We start from the raw sequence: 16,675 nt of genomic DNA, 5'->3' as shown, positions 1-16,675 counted from the left end.
TGAGCCGCGCCGATCGGGGAGGGACGTTACGTCGCAGCGATGTCGCGCAGCATGTAGGTCGCGCTGTCGCCATAGGACGCGAGCTTTGCACGCAGTTCCGCATCCGCCATGACCGGTCGAAAGCCGAGGCGTTCCCACAGCGGCCGCGTGGCGTAGACCGAGACCAGCGCGAGCGCCGTGATGTGTGATGCGCGGGCCAGCGTCTCGATCGTCGCAACATAGTCGCGCGCCGCGCCGCCGCGAAAGTCGGGCAGCACGGCGACATCGTGGACGTAGAGGCAATCCGCATCGTCGGGCAATCGTTCGAGGAAGCTGTCGAGCGGTGGGATCCGGTGCTGCCTCCAGGGATGCGCGAGCCCGTAGCCGGCGATCGCATTGTCCGCGACGAGCACGCGGCAGCCGTCGGGATAGAGCCGCATCTTCTCCGCGAAGACGTCGGGACGTTCCGGAAGATCAGGATGGATCCGCGCCGCGATCGCGCCGATCGCGGGCAGGTCGGTGGTGCGCGCGGGACGCCAATGCGGCTTGCTCATGTCGATTCGTCGGTCCGTCTCTCTCAATCCAGTTTATTCCGCCACGACGCCGCGCGCAGCGAAAAATATCTTTGGCGCTTTCTCAGGAATACCGCGGGCCATGCGGCGTCCTAACCCATGCAAGCCAATTGCATGACAGGAGAGACCATGACGACATCCCCGATCCGCCTCGCACTCGCGCTCGCCGTCTCGCTCGCGATCATTCCGGCCGCCTTCGCCGCGCCGCCGACCAAGACCGGCAAGACCGACAAGGGCAACGTGCTCACCGACGCCAAGGGCATGAGCCTCTACACGTTCGACAAGGATGCCGACGGCAAGTCGGCCTGCAACGGTCCGTGTGCGACCAACTGGCCGGCGCTGAAGGCCGAGGCCAGCGACGCCGCCGCCGACGGCTACACCATCATCACCCGCGACGACGGTTCGAAGCAATGGGCCCACAAGGGCAAGCCGCTCTACACCTTCGCCAAGGACACCAAGCCCGGCGATGTCACCGGCGACGGCTTTCTGAACGGCGCCTGGCATCTGGCGACGCCGTAGAGACGGGCTCGGGCCCCGGACGCAGCGCAGCACTGCCTTGACGATGCGAAGCATCGTTGGGGAGTAATGCGCTGCAAAGCCGTGCCGCGCCTTGTAATCTGCGGTTTCGTAGCCACTTCGAGCTGTCATACAGCCGAAAGGGCATTTCGATGAAGTTCCGTGTCGGATTCGAAATGCTCTACGATTTCCCGCAGCCAACACCGATGATCATGGTTCTGGGCACGCATTTCACGCGCGCCTCCGATGTCATCGTGCCGGACTTCGTCACCTCAACGCCTGCAGTCGAGATTACGCCCTATCGGGACGTGTTCGGAAATTGGTGCAGCCGCATGGTGGCGCCGGCCGGCCGCATGCGCCTTGCCGCCGACGGTGTCGTTCGCGACGGCGGCCTGCCGGATCCGGTGGTTGCCACGGCCGTTCAGCACAGGATCGAAGAGCTGCCGTCCGATACGCTGGTTTATCTGCTCGGCAGCCGCTATTGCGAGACCGACCGGCTTTCGGAGATCGCCTGGAAGCTGTTCGAGAAGACGCCGCCGGGTTGGGCGCGGGTACAGGCGATCTGCGATTTCGTTCACCGCCACATCGCCTTCGGCTACGAGCATGCGCGCGCCACCAAGACGGCGTGGGAGGCGTATCAGGAAGGCAAGGGCGTCTGCCGCGACTATGCGCATCTGGCCATTGCGTTCTGCCGCTGCATGAACATCCCCGCGCGCTATTGCACCGGATATCTGAGCGACGTCGGCACGCCGAAGCCGTGGGCCGCGGGCGATTTCGCCGGCTGGTTCGAAGCCTATCTCGGCGGGCGCTGGCACACCTTCGATCCGCGCAACAACGAGCCGCGGCAGGGGCGCATCCTGATCGCGCAGGGGCGCGATGCCTGCGACGTTCCGATCACGCAGACATTCGGCCCGAACAAGCTGGTCAGCTTCAAGGTCTGGACCGACGAGATCGCGCCGTAACGGCGCGAACGATCGCTGCCTAGCGAAGCCCCTCATACACCATCAGCCCGCGGGCGATCTGCAATTTGCGGATCGCGCGCGGCAGCAGTTTCTCCGGCTGGTGCAGATAGCGCCAGGAGGTGAGGGTGAAGGTGCCGAGCGCGCCGCATTCGTCGTCGAACGGCGCGAGCACGCCTGTCACGCTGACCGGAGTATGCGGGCGCGCGTTGAAGGGCAGCAGCAGCAATTCGAGATGCGCCTTGCTGCCGTCCTCGCGCGCGGCGGTGACGCCGGCGATCGCACCCAGCGTCTCGTCGGCGACGATCGTTGTGATCTCCTCGATCTCGCGGCGGCTGGCTTCGCTGAACAGCGCCGCAAAGCTCTGGTCCTTGAGGTCACGCCCTGCGAGGGCGCAGACGCGCGTGCCGGCGACGCGGAACGGGAAGCCGAGGTCTTGCTCGCTGGCCAGCACGAAGATGTCGCCGAGCAGCTCGCGGACGGCAGCCGGGTCGATATCGGCCCGGTCAGGGGCCCGTGCAGCGCCGCGCTTCTCATTCCAATACGCAAAGAATGCGCGGCTCGACGGATGTTTCATGACTGAACGCTTTACCCCGGGGGACATCTGGCGGGACAAAGCTGTCCCGCTTCAGTGCACCCGCGATCCCTTTGTTGTTGTGCAGGAGCGGATTTGCACCGTCCATGCCGCAGAGGCGTTTTCGGCCCCGTCGGGCGGGCCTTTGCATCGTTAACGTTAAGTTAACTATGCGCTTTGCTCAGGCCGCGCCGCTGCTATGGTGACCGCGATCGCAAGCCTCGCCGCTTTGCTCCAGGTTCTCGGCGGGGCCTGTACACAGGCGTCAAACAGTTTGGTCACGGGCGCGGGAGGGGTGGGGATACACCTTATTCCCAAAGCCGCCGGAAGACCGACACGGACAGGCAGGGCTTTCCCAGAGCCCTGCCTTTTCCTTTTGTGCACTTGCGCAGGGCCGGCAAAGGCGACTATCTCCAAGTGGACCGCTCCGATCGCGCCTGAAAGCGAAGCTGCCTTGGATTCCCCGCACAATTCTCCGCCGCACGATTCGTCGCAGCAAGGTCTGCCGCAGGACCTGCAGGCCGTCCGCGAGGAGGCTCCGCGCGAGCCGATCCTGACGCTGCCGTTCGCGCTGACCGCCTATATCGTCCTGCTGGCGGTCATTCATCTGCGGATGCTGCTGCCGCCGGAACTGGAGAACTGGACCATCGACGTCTTCGGCTTCATCCCGAAGCGCTACGATTCCTCGCTGCTCAATCTGGAGATTCCCGGCGGGGCCGGCGCAAAGGTCTGGAGCTTCGTCACCTATTCGCTGTTGCACGCCAATCTGACGCATCTGGGCTTCAACGTGCTGTGGCTGTTGCCGTTCGGCAGCGCGCTGGCGCGGCGCTTCGGCGCCGTCAGGTTCTTCTTGTTTCTCGCGGTGACGGCGGCGGCGGGCGCGCTCGCCCATCTCGTTACCCACGAGCATGCGGTGGCGCCGATGATCGGCGCCTCAGCCTCGGTGTCGGGCGCGATGGCGGCGGCGATCCGGTTCGCCTTTGTGCGCGGCAGCTTCCTGTCGTTCAGCCGATCGGACGCCGATACCGCCGCGAAGGTTCCGGCGCTGCCGTTGTCGCGGGCGCTGCGCGACGGCCGTGTGGTCGGCTTCCTTGCGGTGTGGTTCGGCGTCAACATCATCTTCGGCGTCGGTGCGATCGGTGTCGATGCCGAAACCACGAGCGTGGCCTGGCAGGCGCATATCGGCGGCTTCCTTGCAGGCCTTCTGCTGTTCACGCTGTTCGATCCCGTGCCGCGCGTGCGAAGCGATGCTGCGGATGCGTCATCACGGGATCTGTCAGACCGTCTTTGAGGCGGCGCTTGCGGCGCGGCCCGAATTCATCCATCATTCTCGGGAAGAATGTGTCGAAGCGACAAAGCCGTTCGCGGCCTGGCTTCCCAAAGCGCCCGAGCGTGAAACCGGCGCCTGAACTGTTAGTTGAAGACTCGACGAACAAGTCCGGACCGCGAAAGCGGACGGGTCCGATTCAGGGAGGCGACAATGACGGTACGTTCCATTCTCAATACCAAGGGCCACCAGATCATGAGCGTCGAGCCCGACGCGAAGCTGGCTGTCGCGGCAAAACTGCTTGGTGAGAAGAAGATCGGCGCGGTGCTGGTGATGAACCAGAGCCGGCTCGAGGGCATCCTGTCCGAGCGCGACATCGTGCGCGTGATCGGCGAGCGCGGTGCGGCCGCGCTGGAGGAGCCGGTCTCTCAGGTCATGACCCGCAAGGTCGTCACCTGCAAGGAGGCCGACACGGTCGCCGAGCTGATGGAGATGATGACCGACGGCAAGTTCCGCCATCTGCCCGTGATCGACGGCGGCAAGGTGGTCGGCCTGATCTCGATCGGCGACATCGTCAAGCGCCGCGTCCAGGAATACGAGTCCGAGCAGGAAGCCCTGCGCGACTACATCAAGACGGCCTGACCGGACTTTACGCGCCGCCTTGACTGCCGGCTTTGGGCGCATGACCAGCGGGCGCCGGAGCCAGCACCTCGATCGCTTCCTGGATCGACTCCAGCGCGCGCTCGGCCGCGCGGGCGCCGTGTGCGATCAGGTCCTCGGAGCGGTGGAAGTCGAACCAGCCGAACTGGCCGACCCGCGGCGAGATCAGCAGGTCCGGCGGATCGCCGGCGAGGCGCGCGCGGGTGATGCGGTCCTGCATGATGTTGAAGGCATCCACCATCACCGAAGAGATGCCGGGCCGGCCGCCGCCGCCGAAGAACTCGCGCTTCATGGTCTTCTCCGCCGAGAACAGGCGCGGAAAGCGCCGTTTGGCTGTCGTCTCCTCGGCTTCCGGCGCCGCCGGCGCGGGCACCGCGCCGTGCGAATAGATCGTCGTGGAATGGGTGAAGATGTCGCTGGAAAGGTTTGCGGCGATGACGATTTCGGCGCCGAGCGCCCGGGCGGCCGAAACCGGCACCGGATTCACCAGCGCGCCATCGACCAGCCAGCGGTCGCCGATCAGCACCGGCGAGAAGATGCCGGGCAGGGCGTAGGAGGCGCGCATTGCATCGACCACGCGGCCGCGCGTCAACCAGATCTCGTGGCCGGTGCGCACTTCGGTCGCAACGGTCGCGAACTTGATCGGCAGGTCCTCGACCAGGGTCTGGCCAACCGCCTCCTCGAGCCGGGTTGCGAGCTTCTCGCCGCCAAGCAGGCCGGAGCCGTTGAGGCGGATGTCGAGATAGCCGAGGATGTTGCGCATCCCCTGCAGGCTGCGTCCCCACTCTTCGAATGTATCGAGCCGGCCGGCCGCATGGAGCCCTCCGACCACGGCGCCGATCGAGGTGCCGACCACGACATCGGGCACGATGCCGTTGGCAGCCAGGGTTCGGAGGATGCCAATATGGGCAAAGCCGCGCGCGGCGCCGCCTCCGAGTGCAAGGCCAATGACCGGCTTGCGAATGCTGCCAAGTCCGACCTTTTCGCCATTGGAGCCGTTCGCGCCCCGACCCTTCAAGATATCCAGCACCGAAACTCTCCTACCCGGGCCAGCCCTCACACCAGAGTAGGCACCGTACTTCCGCTTCGCCAGAACGATGGCGAAGCATGGTTTATACCGTTCGGGACGCAGGGGGCAGCAGTGTGGCGAGGGCGGGTTGCCTCATCTCCAATCACGCAGGCGTCAACCGGGTTCCATTGAACCCGACAGGGCCGTATTTCCTGGGATATCAGAGGCTTGAATTTGCCGCGTTTTCGGTGAAAAGCAGGTGTCATGACACACGGGGGTGACGGCATCGTCGGATGGCGGCGCAGCGGCAGGCTGCTGCCGGCGCTGATCGTTGCTGTGTGCCTCGTTACCTCAGGCCAAAACGCTGCACAGGCGCAGCTTTTCTCCGATCGTCCGCCGCCGGTGCCGCCGGCGTCGGTGCCCGACCCCGGCGGCGCCGTCAGCCTGGCGCCGCCCTCCGGTCCCGGCGCCGGCCCCCCGAGCCTGCCGCCGACCCTGATGCAGCCGAATACGCCGAGCATGCCGCCGCCCGCGGTCACCATGGTGCCGTCGGCTCCGCCGCTCAATGCCGCCGTGCCCGGACAGGGCGTGCTGTCGCTGACCGCGAAATACGGCAAGGACTCTCCCGCGATCACCAGCGGTCTGGTCTGGCGGGTGTTTGCCGATCGTCCCGACGAGAACGGCACCTTCAAGCTGATCCGCGAGGACCGCAGCGCCACGCCGAACATCGTGCTGCCGCCCGGCAATTACGTCGTGCACGTCGCCTTCGGCCTCGTCAGCGCGGTGCGCAACGTCAGCCTGAAGGCGGAGACCGACCGCGAATCCTTCGTGCTGCCGGCCGGCGGCCTGCGTATCGAGGGCCGCGTCGGCACCAGCCGCATTCCGCTGAACCAGATTTCGTTCGCGATCTACAAGGGCAGCCAGTTCGAATCCGGCGAGCGTGCCTCGCTGGTGCCGAACGTCGCCGCCGGCGACGTCGTGCTGCTGCCGGAGGGCACCTACTACATCATCTCCAACTACGGCGACGCCAATTCGGTGGTGCGCTCGGACATCCGCGTCCAGGCCGGCAAGCTCACCGACGTCACCATCACCCACCGCGCCGCCGTGATCACGCTCAAGCTCGTCAGCGACAGGGGCGGCGAGGCGCTCGCCAACACTGCCTGGTCGGTGCTGACGCCGGGCGGCGACGTCATCAAGGAATCGATCGGCGCCTTCCCGCGCGTCGTGCTCTCCGAAGGCGAATACCGCGCCATCGCCAAGAACGAGGGCAAGGTCTACGAGCGCGGCTTCAACGTCGTCAACGGCGTCGACGGCGAAGTGGAAGTCGTGGCGCGCTGATCCTCACTTCCGATACCGCAACGCCTCCACCAGCACCGCGAACGCCGGGGTCGGCTGCCGCCGGCTCGGGTAGTACAAATGATAGCCCGCGAACGGCGCGCACCAGTCGGCGAGCACGCGGACCAGACGTCCATCGGCGATCTCGCGCTTCACGAGATCTTCGGGCATGTAGGCGAGGCCAAGGCCCGCCAGTACGGCATTCATCCTGAGCAGGCCGGAGTTGAACACCAACTGGCCGTCGACCCGCACCTTCACCGCGCGGCCGCGCTTTTCGAATTCCCAGGCATAGATGCCGCCATAGGTCGGCAGGCGCAGGTTGATGCAATTGTGCTCGGTGAGATCCTGCGGCTGCTTCGGCTTGCCGTGCGCGGCGAAATAGGCGGGCGCACCGACCACGGCCATGCGCATCTCCGGTCCGATCCGCACCGCGATCATGTCCTTGGCGACCTGTTCGCCGAGACGCACGCCGGCGTCGTAGCGCTCGGCGACGATATCGGTCAGGCCGTAGTCGACGACGAGCTCGACCTTGATGTCGGGGTAGCGCGGCAACAGCTTCGCGAGCGCCGGCCACAGCACCGTCTGCGCGGAGTGCTCGCCGGCGGTGATGCGGACGGTGCCGGCCGGCGTCTCGCGCAGCGCGGTCAGCGCCGATAGCTCCGCGTCGATCTCCTCGAAGCGCGGCCCGATATTGCGCAGCAGGCGCTCGCCGGCCTCGGTCGGCGCGACGCTGCGGGTGGTGCGGGTGAGCAGCCGCAGGCCGAGCCGTTCCTCCAGGCCGCGCACGGTGTGGCTGAGCGCCGATTGCGAGACGCCGAGCTGGGCGGCGGCGCGGGTAAAGCTGCGCTCGCGCGCGACCGCGAGGAAGGCGAGGAGGTCGTTGATGTTGGTGCGGGCCATTCATGAGTCCGGATCATGAGTACATGCCGATTTTATCACCTAATCGCAGGCCCGCGCGTCGCCTAAATTCGCCGTCGAACGTGATTTTCGCAAAGGAGAGCTTCGATGCAGACGCGCAAACTGGGCAAGAGTGGTCTGGAGGTTTCGGCCCTCGGCCTCGGCTGCATGGGCCTGAGCTATGGCTATGGCCCCGCCACCGAGAGGTCACAGGCGATCACACTGATCAGGGCCGCGTTCGAGCGCGGCGTGACCTTGTTTGACACCGCCGAGGCCTACGGTCCCTTCGTCAATGAGGAGTTGCTCGGCGAGGCGCTCGCGCCGGTCCGCGACAAGGTCGTGATCGCCACCAAGTTCGGCTTTAAGGGCGGCAGGGTCGAGGCCGGGCTCGACAGCCGGCCCGCCAACGTCAAGGCGGTGGCAGAGGCCGCGCTGAAGCGGCTCAGGACCGATCGCATCGATCTGTTCTACCAGCACCGCGTCGATCCCGACGTGCCGGTCGAGGACACTGCGGGCGCGGTCAGGGATCTGATCCGCGACGGCAAGGTCCTGCATTTCGGCCTGTCGGAGGCGGGCGCGCAGACCGTCCGCCGCGCCCATGCGGTGCAGCCCGTAACCGCACTGCAAAGCGAATATTCGCTGTGGTGGCGCGAGCCGGAGCAGGAGATCCTGCCGACGCTGGAAGAGCTCGGCATCGGCTTCGTTCCCTTCAGCCCGCTCGGCAAGGGCTTTCTCACCGGCGCGATCAGCGAGAGCACGACGTTCGACGCGACCGATTTCCGCAACATCGTACCTCGGTTCTCATCCAGCGCACGCAGTTCCAACCAGACCCTCGTTGTCCTGCTTGGCGAAATCGCCGCGGCCAAAAAGGTGACGCCTGCACAGATCGCGCTGGCCTGGCTGCTCGCGCAAAAGCCGTGGATCGTACCGATCCCCGGCACCACCAGGCTGCACCGGCTCGAGGAAAACCTCGGCGCGGCCGCGGTGATGCTGTCGGACGCGGATCTCGCTGCCATTGCAGGCATGCTGGCCAAGGTGGCGGTGCAAGGCGACCGCTATCCAGCGCATCTGCAGGCGCGGGTCGGACGCTAGGCTGCAGTGAACGCCCGGGGAGCATTCGCTTACCGGACATCCTCCTGTGTTCTGATTTGAATACCCCGGGCAGCACCGTCAGGCCGCATTGGCGGCAAATAACACCGGCAGCGTCGGCTTATTCCATCCGCTCCGTGACTTCGTCAAAGCCGGTGCAAGATACCTATTTCCGATAATCAATTTCATTCGCTTTCCGTCCTGCTGGGTTATATGTCGATTATCCTTCATATGGGGGAGCCGGAGCAGGCTTGTGCAGCTGCGAGACCGGCACGAAACAGGGGACCAAGCCCGTCGGCATGTACGAAGTGATCCTCACCAGGCGTAAGCGGTTTGGCTGGCGATGGCAGGTGTGCGACCAGTCCGGCAAGATCTTTGCCGATGGCTTCGAGCGCACGCGGCCGTCCGCCAAATACCAAGGCGAGCGCGCGTTGTTCTTCCTGTTGTCGCAAGCCTATCTGCGCAAGCGTTTTGCGGCGTCCAGCGAGGACTAGTGCGACCGTAGTTCCGGATTACGAGGCCGACGTCAAATATCGACGACCAGCTTGCCCTTCGCCGCGTGATCCCGGATCAGCGCGTAGGCGTCGCCAACACTCTCCAGCGTGAAGCGCCTGTCGTCGAGCAGCGGTACGAGCTTGCCCGCCTCGGCCAGCCGCGTCGCCTCCGCCATGATCTCCCCGTGATGCGCGCGGCCTTCGCCTGACAGCAGCGGCAGCAGCGTGAACACGCCCGAATAGGTGGCGGCGCGGAACGAAAGCGGCGCCAGCGCATGCGTGCCCCAGCCGAGCGCGCTCACGACATGGCCGAAGCGGCGCACCGCCGCAAAGGAGGCATCGAGCACCTTGCCGCCGACGGTATCGTAGACGATGTCGAAGCCGCGGCCTCCGGTATGCTCGGCAACGTAAGCCTCAACTGTTACGTCACGGTCGACGAAGACGGCGCCAAGGCCTTCGATCGTCGCACGCTGCGATGGCGAGCCGGTCGCGAACGCCTCTGCCCCGAAGGCGCGCGCGATCTGGATCGCGACATGGCCGACGCCGCCCGCGCCGCCATGAATCAAGACTTTCTGGCCGGCCTTCAACGCCGCGCGGTCGATCAGGCCTTCCCAGGCCGTGATGACAATGAGGGGCAGGGCGGCAGCTTCCCGCATGCTGAGATTGGCGGGCTTGAGCGCCAGCAGGTCGGCATCGACGGCCGCGAATTCGGCCAGCGATCCCGGCACGCCGCCGACGCCGCCGGTCATGCCATAGACTTCGTCGCCGGGCTTGAACCGCGTCACCTCGCCCCCGGTGCGCTCGACCGTGCCGGCAAGATCGATTCCGGGAATGGCGGGCAGAGGATGGCGCGCATGCGCCGCGGCACCGGCGTGGATCTTGGTGTCGAGCGGATTGACCCCGCTCGCATGAACCCGCACCAGCACCTCTGACGGGCCGATGTCGGGCGTGGAGATGGTTGAGATGCGCAGCGGCGCGTTGTGGGTTTCCAGGATGGCGGCACGCATCGTCGATGGTCTCGTCATGATCGTCCTGCTCCGTTGTCGGCCTCCAATATGCTCATGATCTTTTGCATGAGAAGGAACAAGGATGTACGATAATCATACAATTTTGTATGACGGGGAGTTCGATGGACTGGAGCGATCTGCGCATCTTCCTGGCGATCGCGCGCGAAGGCACGCTCGGCGCTGCCGCGCGAAAGATCGGCCAGACCCAGCCGACGATGGGGCGGCGGCTTCGCGCGCTCGAGGCCGCGCTCGGACAGACGCTGTTCCAGCGCACCGCCGATGGTTTCGTGCTGACCGACGAAGGCACGGCCGTGCTTCGGCATGCCGAGCGGATCGAGGAAGAGGCGCTCGCCCTTCAGCGCCACGCTTCCGGTGCGGAGACGCAACTCGACGGCCTGTTGCGGCTGTCCTCGTCGGACTGGTTCGGAACGGTCATGCTGTCGCCGGTGATCGCAGCGTTCGGCAAGCTTCATCCCAAGGTGACGGTCGAGCTCCTGACCGATGCGCGGCTCTACAGCCTGCCGCGTCGCGAGGCCGATCTCGTCTTCCGCATCAAGCGGTTCGACGAGCCCGAGGTGATCTCCCGCAAGCTGCTGCACATTCCCTACGCTCTCTATGGCAGGAAAGGCAGCAAGCCGCCGCGCGCCGGCGACGGCAGCGGCGTCCGAATCGTCACCATGAACGCCGAATTCGCCGATATGCCCGATGCGGTCTGGTTGAAGCGCGCGCTGCCGAATGCGAACATCGCCTCGCGCAGCAACAACCGGCAGGCCCAGGCCGAATTGTGCGCGAGCGGAGGCGGGTTGGCCGTGTTGCCGCGTCCGCTCGGCGATCGCGATCGCCGCCTCGTCGCGCTCGACATCGGAACGCCGCCGCCCGGCCGCGACACCTTCATCGGCTATCACCGCGATCTCCGCCGCCTTGCCCGCCTGCGCGCGCTGCTCGATCTGGTGATCGAGCGGTTGGCGGGCACGCCGTAGCCCGGTGGCTCCATCCCATCTACGAGATCTTGCGTTGCCCGACGGGCAAAACACCCAAGCTATCGGTCAATGCGCGCGGCCCAAAATATTCGCCTTTACAGAATTTCGGAATAGGCGGATATTGCGCGCACTCCGGCCCAACGACAAGGGGCGTATCGCGATCGTCACGAACGCGGGCCGGATGGCGGTGGACGTGGGTCACACTGGTGCGACGGTGATCGCAGGGCGGGAAACCGTGAGCGACGCACATCGCACGCACGACCGGTGTGATCGGCGTACGGCAAAATCGTGTGGTCCTGGCGCCCGCAGGCTGGTGCCAAGCGTTGCGGTGATGTAGCGGCCCGACCGGGCACGCGCATCGTCAGCCGCAAGGCGACGGGGGCAAGAGTGCATCGCTCCCCGAGGAGAGTACGACATAAGCCGTCAAACCACTGCGCAGGGAAGGCCGGATGTTTGGCTACACCTGTATGCCGCTGTGCAAATTCTTGTTGCCACCTTTCGCACAGTGGACCGTGGGTGCCCGGCCGGCACCCGGTCTTCCCTGCGCCCTTTTCATTTGAGGGTGACGCGAGATGCAAAGCTCGGGCGAAATGGGCCGCGAGGCTGCAAAGCTGTTTCCGCGATGAAGATGCGGACTGATGGAGTGTCCATGCCCCGTCATACTCTGTCATTGCGAGAAGCGAAGCGACGAAGCAATCCAGGCTGCCTCCGCGGAACGATTCTGGATTGCTTCGCTGCGCTCGCAATGACGATGGGGAGAGGGATGAGCAACCTGACTTTTCGCACCACTGTCATAGTCTCTAACACCCACTAACCAACGCCCGACTTAAAACTGTCATAATCGCCGAATGGAACCCGCGCCTGCGTCCTTTTTACACGGCATTAAGCGCGGCTGCATTGGATGCGGCGAGGAAGTGCTTGGGGACTGCAATGAGTGCCGCGAAGAAGATGCCGGGAAAACCGGCCTCGGAAATGTTCGACGATATCCCGGTGCTTCAGCGCAAATGGCGTGCCGCGTTGAAGCCGGGCGACCGGCTGCCACGCTATGAGGACGTGATGCTCGGCAGCCTTGGACGGCTCGCCGATCATATCGCGCTGCTGAAGAACGACGGCGCGCTCGAATTGTCGCGCAGCGGACGCTACGTGCAGAAATGGCTCGGCGAGGAGCGCTGGGACATCCCGGTCGCGGAGCTGTCGCCCGATTGCGCCACGGCGCTGTCGGAAGCGGCGGCCAACGCGCTGAAGAGCGGACGGCCGCACCAGGCCAGCGCGCATTGCGTGCGCGACGGCATGGTCAGGACCTACGATCTGCTGGCGCTGCCGACCTCCTCGCGCTGGGGCGCCACGCTGGTCGGCGCCTATGTCAACGAGCGCGGCACGCAATACAATCTGCTGGACGCGATCTTCTCAGCGACCGACGACGCGGTGATCTCGCTGGCGACGCTGCGTGACGCCGGCGGCAAGCCGTTCGATCTCCAGATCGTGCATCACAACCAGAGCGCCGCGATGCTGCTGAAAGCCGCAGGTGCCGGCCTGTTGTGGCGCCGGATCGGCGAGAGCGCAAATTGGCTTGCCTCGCCAGACATCGTCAAGTTCCTGCTCAAGGCCGTTTCCGGCGGCCGCGGCGAGCAGCTCGAGATCGAGAGCGAAGGACGGAATCTTCGATTGAGCGCCACCGCATTCGCCGATGTGGTTTCGCTGACGATCTCCGACGTCACTGCGCTGAAGCGGCGCGACGCCTCGTTCCGACTGCTGTTTGACAACAATCCGATGCCGATGTGGGTGTTCGACGCGCAGACCAGGGAATTCCTCAGCGTCAACGACGCCGCGGTCCAGCATTACGGCTACAGCCGCGAGGCATTCCTGCAGATGACGCTGCACGCGATCTGGCCGCAGGACGAATGGGACAGCCATGCCGAAGCGCTCGAACGCATCGGCGACACCTATCATTCCTCGCGCAATTGGCGGCATCTGCGCGCTGACGGCAGCGAGATCGAGGTGCTCACCTTCGGCCGCCGTGTCGCCTTCGACGACCGTGACGGCTATCTGGTCGCGGTGGTCGACATCACCGAGCGGCGCAAGGCCGAGGCGCGCATCGCCCACATGGCGCACCATGATGGGCTCACCGACCTGCCGAACCGCGAGTATTTCCAGGAACGCCTGAAGCAGGCGCTCGACCAGGCCGGCGGAAAAAGGGTCGGCGTGCTCTATATCGACCTCGACCTGTTCAAGAACATCAACGATTCCTTCGGCCATCCTGTGGGCGACCGCCTGTTGAAGGAAGTTGCCGAACGCCTGACGACCGCGGTCCGCGGTGCCAATCTCGCGGCACGGCTTGGCGGCGATGAATTCGCGGTGATCCTCGCGGCCGACGTCTCGCCAAACGAAGCCAGCGCTTGTGCCACGCTGCTGATCGACATGCTGAAGGCGCCCTACGACCTCGACGGCCAGGAGATGGTGATCGGCGCCAGCATCGGCATCGCGCTGTCGCCGGGCGATGGCACGACGTCGGAGGAGTTGATGCGGAACGCCGACATGGCGTTGTACCGGGCCAAGTCTGACGGCGGCGGCGTGCATCATTTCTTCGAGCGCGAGATGGACCTTCAGGCGCAGAAGCGCCGCGACATGGAGCTCGATCTGCGCCGCGCGTTTGCCAATGGCGAGTTCGAGCTGCACTACCAGCCGCTGGTGTCGATCGCCTCCGACCGCATCTCCGGCTTCGAATCGCTGCTGCGCTGGTGCCATCCCGACAAGGGCATGATCTCGCCGGCGGAGTTCATTCCGGTGGCCGAAGACATCGGCCTGATCACCCAGCTTGGCGAATGGGTGCTGCGCGAAGCCTGCGCCGAGGCGATGAAATGGCCCGCCGAGATCAAGGTCGCGGTCAATCTGTCGCCGGCGCAATTCCGCAGCCGCAATCTGGTGCAAGTCGTGATCTCGGCGCTGGCGCAATCCGGCTTGTCGCCGAAGCGGCTCGAGCTTGAGATCACCGAGTCGATTTTCCTGGCCGAGACCGATGCCAATCTCGCAATATTGCACCAGTTGCGCGAGCTCGGCGTCGGTATCTCCATGGATGATTTCGGCACCGGGTATTCCAGCCTCAGCTATCTCCGCAGCTTCCCGTTCGACAAGATCAAGATCGACCGCTCCTTCGTCAAGGATCTGGCGCTGCGGCCCGATTGCGGCGCGATCGTGCGTGCGATCTCGGGGCTCGGCCGCAGCCTCAACATCACCACGACCGCGGAAGGCGTCGAGACCGAGGACCAGCTCGACTGGCTGCGCGCCGAAGGCTGCAACGAGGTGCAGGGGTTTCTGTTCAGCGCGGCGCGGCCCGCCGCCGAGATTGCAAAGCTGCTCGCCGATTTCGGCCAGCGCGCGTCACGGGCGGCGTAGCCCAGGCGGATAGCAGTCGTAGACCAGCGCCTTGAAGGCCGGCGTGATGCGGCTGCGCTCGTTCTGGGTCTGCTGCATCATGAGGTAAACCATGTCGAGTTTGGGGTCGACGCCGAAATAGGTGCCGCTGCCACTGTCCCATTTCAATTCGCCGATCGAGCCCGCCGGCGGCGGCTTCGCATTGCCGGGATCGGTGCGCACGCCAATGCCGTAGCCATAGCCGAAGCCGTCGCCGGGGAAATAGAAATAGTCCCGTCCGACGCCGGACCCGGGCCCGACGTGATCGGTCGTCATGGCCTTGAACGCGGCGGGGCTGAGATAACGCTTGCCCTCGAACTCGCCTCCATTGAGCAGCATCTGCGAGAAGCGCTGATAGTCGGTGATGGTGGAGAGCAGTCCTCCGCCGCCGGACTCCCATTCGGGATGGGCGAGGCGGTCGCGCTCGCCTTCGAGCAGGATCAGGTCGCTCGGCAGCGGCCGCGCCATCCGCGCGCGCTCCTCCGGCGTCTTCAGCACGAATTTGGTGCTGCTCATCCCGAGCGGATCGAGAATGCGTTGCTTGAGGAACGCGTACAGCGTCTGCCCTGAGATGATCTCGATGACGGCGCCGAGCACGTCGGTGGAATGGCCGTAGCGCCACAGCGTCCCGGGCTGGCGCGTGAGCGGCAGTCTTGCGATGCGGTCGGCGAATTGCCTGTTGTTGAACGGCCCCTCGAAAATGTTGGCTGCCTTGTAAACCTGCATCACCCAGGGGGCGCCGATATAATCGTAGCTGATGCCCGAGGTGTGCCGCAGCAGATCCTCGATGTTGACGGGACGGATCGGCGGCTCGAGTGTCAACGTCGAGGTGCCGTCCGGCTCCACGCCGACCTTGGTGTCGGCGAAGAGCGGGACGTATTTCGACACGGGATCGGTGAGCGCAAGCTTGCCTTCGTCGATCAGCATCATCGCGCCGAGGCACGTGATCGGCTTGGTCATCGAGTGGATGGCGAAGATCGTGTCCGGCGTCATGGCGAGGCCGGTCCTGGTGTCGCGCACGCCGAATGTCCTGGAATAGACTGGCTTGCCGTGCTGCTGGACCAGGATCACCGCGCCCGGCAGCCGGCCGCTTGCCACCTCGGCGTCGAAATACGCGGTGATGCGGTCGAGTCTCGCGGGCGACGGAGCGGGGATGTCGGCGGCGCGGCTTCGCGCCATCGTGCCCGCGAGCAGCGCGGCTCCAACCAGAAAGTCACGACGCTTCATCCCTGGCTTCCTCCTCGCCGGGAGCAAAGCCGCAAGACGTCGGGGTCGTCAACAAGCGTTCGATTAAAAACGCGTCACGATTTCCGAAAGGAACGGTCGCGGACGGTCCTCGCTCGGCTTGGTCGGCGTGCCGATATGGACGAGGCCGGCGAGCTTTTCGTCCGGCTTGAGGCCAAGGCCGTCCAGCACGTCGCGGTCGAACGAGAACCAGCCGGTCAGCCAGCAGGCGCCGTAGCCGAGGGCGGTCGCGGCCGTGACGATGTTCATGACGCTGGCGCCGGCCGACAATTCCTGCTCGAAGGCCGGCACCTTGGGGTGCGGCCTGGTGAAGCTGACGATGCCGATCACCAGCGGGGCGTCGGTGAGGCGCTTGCGCTCGATCTCGACGTCGGCCGCGGGCGCGCCGGGATTCTTGCGGGCAAACACCTTGGCGATCACCTCGCCGGCGCGCTGGCGGGCGTCGCCCTCGAAGATGATGAAGCGCCAGGGTGCGAGCTTGCCGTGATCGGGCACGCGCGCGCCGATGGTGAGGATGGTCTCGAGCTCGGCCGGGGAGGGGCCGGGTCCGGTCATCTCGCGCGGCTTGACCGAGCGGCGGGTCTTCAGGAGTTCGATGGCGTCGGGCACGGGCAGTCTCTCTCGTGGGATCGGTTTGGGCCTCGCATTAGCATGCGATCCCGCTCGCCACGAGGCCATAGA

General features: G+C 65.4%; 16 protein-coding genes. 9 read left to right on the top strand and 7 right to left on the bottom strand.

Annotated features, from left to right (window positions below):
• Nucleotides 1-26: 26 nt before the first annotated feature.
• On the bottom strand, nt 27-533 hold the full coding sequence (locus ACQ86E_RS01255) for a GNAT family N-acetyltransferase (protein WP_431203862.1): 507 nt from the start codon (nt 531-533) through the stop codon (nt 27-29).
• A 147-nt stretch (nt 534-680) separates the two neighbouring features.
• Here ACQ86E_RS01255 and ACQ86E_RS01250 point away from each other — a divergent pair, with 147 nt between their 5' ends.
• Both ACQ86E_RS01250 and ACQ86E_RS01245 read left to right on the top strand, forming a co-directional pair.
• Entirely contained in the window at nt 681-1,070 is a 390-nt protein-coding gene (locus tag ACQ86E_RS01250; RefSeq protein ID WP_431203861.1) for a COG4315 family predicted lipoprotein, read from the top strand.
• 149 nt (nt 1,071-1,219) lie between these two features.
• A complete protein-coding gene (locus ACQ86E_RS01245) occupies nt 1,220-2,029 on the top strand; it encodes a transglutaminase-like domain-containing protein (protein ID WP_431203860.1) in 810 nt (269 codons plus the stop codon).
• A gap of 19 nt (nt 2,030-2,048) precedes the next feature.
• On the opposite strand, the gene ACQ86E_RS01240 is transcribed toward ACQ86E_RS01245, so the two are convergent.
• Nucleotides 2,049-2,603: a PAS domain-containing protein gene (locus tag ACQ86E_RS01240; RefSeq protein WP_431203859.1), complete on the bottom strand. Its 555-nt coding sequence runs from the start codon at nt 2,601-2,603 to the stop codon at nt 2,049-2,051.
• Nucleotides 2,604-3,054: 451 nt separating this feature from the next.
• Between ACQ86E_RS01240 and ACQ86E_RS01235 the strand changes: the two genes are divergently transcribed.
• Both ACQ86E_RS01235 and ACQ86E_RS01230 read left to right on the top strand, forming a co-directional pair.
• On the top strand, nt 3,055-3,891 hold the full coding sequence (locus ACQ86E_RS01235; protein WP_431203858.1) for a rhomboid family intramembrane serine protease: 837 nt from the start codon (nt 3,055-3,057) through the stop codon (nt 3,889-3,891).
• A 189-nt stretch (nt 3,892-4,080) separates the two neighbouring features.
• Nucleotides 4,081-4,509, top strand: coding sequence for a CBS domain-containing protein (locus ACQ86E_RS01230; protein WP_431203857.1), 429 nt, complete (start codon nt 4,081-4,083; stop codon nt 4,507-4,509).
• Nucleotides 4,510-4,516: 7 nt separating this feature from the next.
• Here ACQ86E_RS01230 and ACQ86E_RS01225 read toward each other — a convergent pair whose 3' ends face one another.
• Nucleotides 4,517-5,557 (bottom strand): patatin-like phospholipase family protein, encoded by a 1,041-nt coding sequence (locus ACQ86E_RS01225; RefSeq protein WP_431203856.1) that lies wholly within the window; start codon nt 5,555-5,557, stop codon nt 4,517-4,519.
• 243 nt (nt 5,558-5,800) lie between these two features.
• Between ACQ86E_RS01225 and ACQ86E_RS01220 the strand changes: the two genes are divergently transcribed.
• The gene (locus ACQ86E_RS01220) at nt 5,801-6,874 is read left to right on the top strand and encodes a hypothetical protein (protein WP_431203855.1); all 1,074 of its coding nucleotides are present in this window, start codon (nt 5,801-5,803) and stop codon (nt 6,872-6,874) included.
• Nucleotides 6,875-6,877: 3 nt separating this feature from the next.
• Here ACQ86E_RS01220 and ACQ86E_RS01215 read toward each other — a convergent pair whose 3' ends face one another.
• Entirely contained in the window at nt 6,878-7,771 is an 894-nt protein-coding gene (locus tag ACQ86E_RS01215) for a LysR family transcriptional regulator (RefSeq protein WP_431203854.1), read from the bottom strand.
• Nucleotides 7,772-7,876: 105 nt separating this feature from the next.
• On the opposite strand from ACQ86E_RS01215, the gene ACQ86E_RS01210 reads away from it, so the two are divergent.
• Both ACQ86E_RS01210 and ACQ86E_RS01205 read left to right on the top strand, forming a co-directional pair.
• Nucleotides 7,877-8,860, top strand: a complete 984-nt coding sequence (locus tag ACQ86E_RS01210) for an aldo/keto reductase (RefSeq protein WP_431203853.1) — start codon at nt 7,877-7,879, stop codon at nt 8,858-8,860.
• 296 nt (nt 8,861-9,156) lie between these two features.
• Entirely contained in the window at nt 9,157-9,351 is a 195-nt protein-coding gene (locus ACQ86E_RS01205) for a hypothetical protein (protein ID WP_431203852.1), read from the top strand.
• A 32-nt stretch (nt 9,352-9,383) separates the two neighbouring features.
• Here the strand turns inward: ACQ86E_RS01205 and ACQ86E_RS01200 are convergent, their stop codons facing one another.
• On the bottom strand, nt 9,384-10,376 hold the full coding sequence (locus ACQ86E_RS01200) for a zinc-dependent alcohol dehydrogenase family protein (protein WP_431203851.1): 993 nt from the start codon (nt 10,374-10,376) through the stop codon (nt 9,384-9,386).
• A 104-nt stretch (nt 10,377-10,480) separates the two neighbouring features.
• Here ACQ86E_RS01200 and ACQ86E_RS01195 point away from each other — a divergent pair, with 104 nt between their 5' ends.
• Nucleotides 10,481-11,338 carry a LysR family transcriptional regulator gene (locus ACQ86E_RS01195; protein ID WP_431203850.1) on the top strand — a complete coding sequence of 286 codons (858 nt, stop codon included), beginning with the start codon at nt 10,481-10,483 and terminating at the stop codon, nt 11,336-11,338.
• Between the two features lie 930 nt (nt 11,339-12,268).
• Nucleotides 12,269-14,731 (top strand): putative bifunctional diguanylate cyclase/phosphodiesterase, encoded by a 2,463-nt coding sequence (locus ACQ86E_RS01190; protein ID WP_431203849.1) that lies wholly within the window; start codon nt 12,269-12,271, stop codon nt 14,729-14,731.
• Here the strand turns inward: ACQ86E_RS01190 and ACQ86E_RS01185 are convergent.
• Nucleotides 14,717-15,976 carry a serine hydrolase domain-containing protein gene (locus ACQ86E_RS01185; protein ID WP_431203848.1) on the bottom strand — a complete coding sequence of 420 codons (1,260 nt, stop codon included), beginning with the start codon at nt 15,974-15,976 and terminating at the stop codon, nt 14,717-14,719. The genes ACQ86E_RS01190 and ACQ86E_RS01185 overlap by 15 nt on opposite strands.
• Before the next feature lie 63 nt (nt 15,977-16,039).
• Nucleotides 16,040-16,603, bottom strand: a complete 564-nt coding sequence (locus ACQ86E_RS01180) for a nitroreductase family protein (protein WP_431203847.1) — start codon at nt 16,601-16,603, stop codon at nt 16,040-16,042.
• Nucleotides 16,604-16,675: the final 72 nt, after the last annotated feature.

The organism is Bradyrhizobium betae (assembly GCF_050632175.1).
Classification (GTDB): Bacteria; Pseudomonadota; Alphaproteobacteria; order Rhizobiales; family Xanthobacteraceae; genus Bradyrhizobium; species Bradyrhizobium betae_B.
The sequence above is the reverse complement of the archived record's forward strand: the minus strand, read 5'-3'. Positions and strand labels throughout refer to the sequence as shown.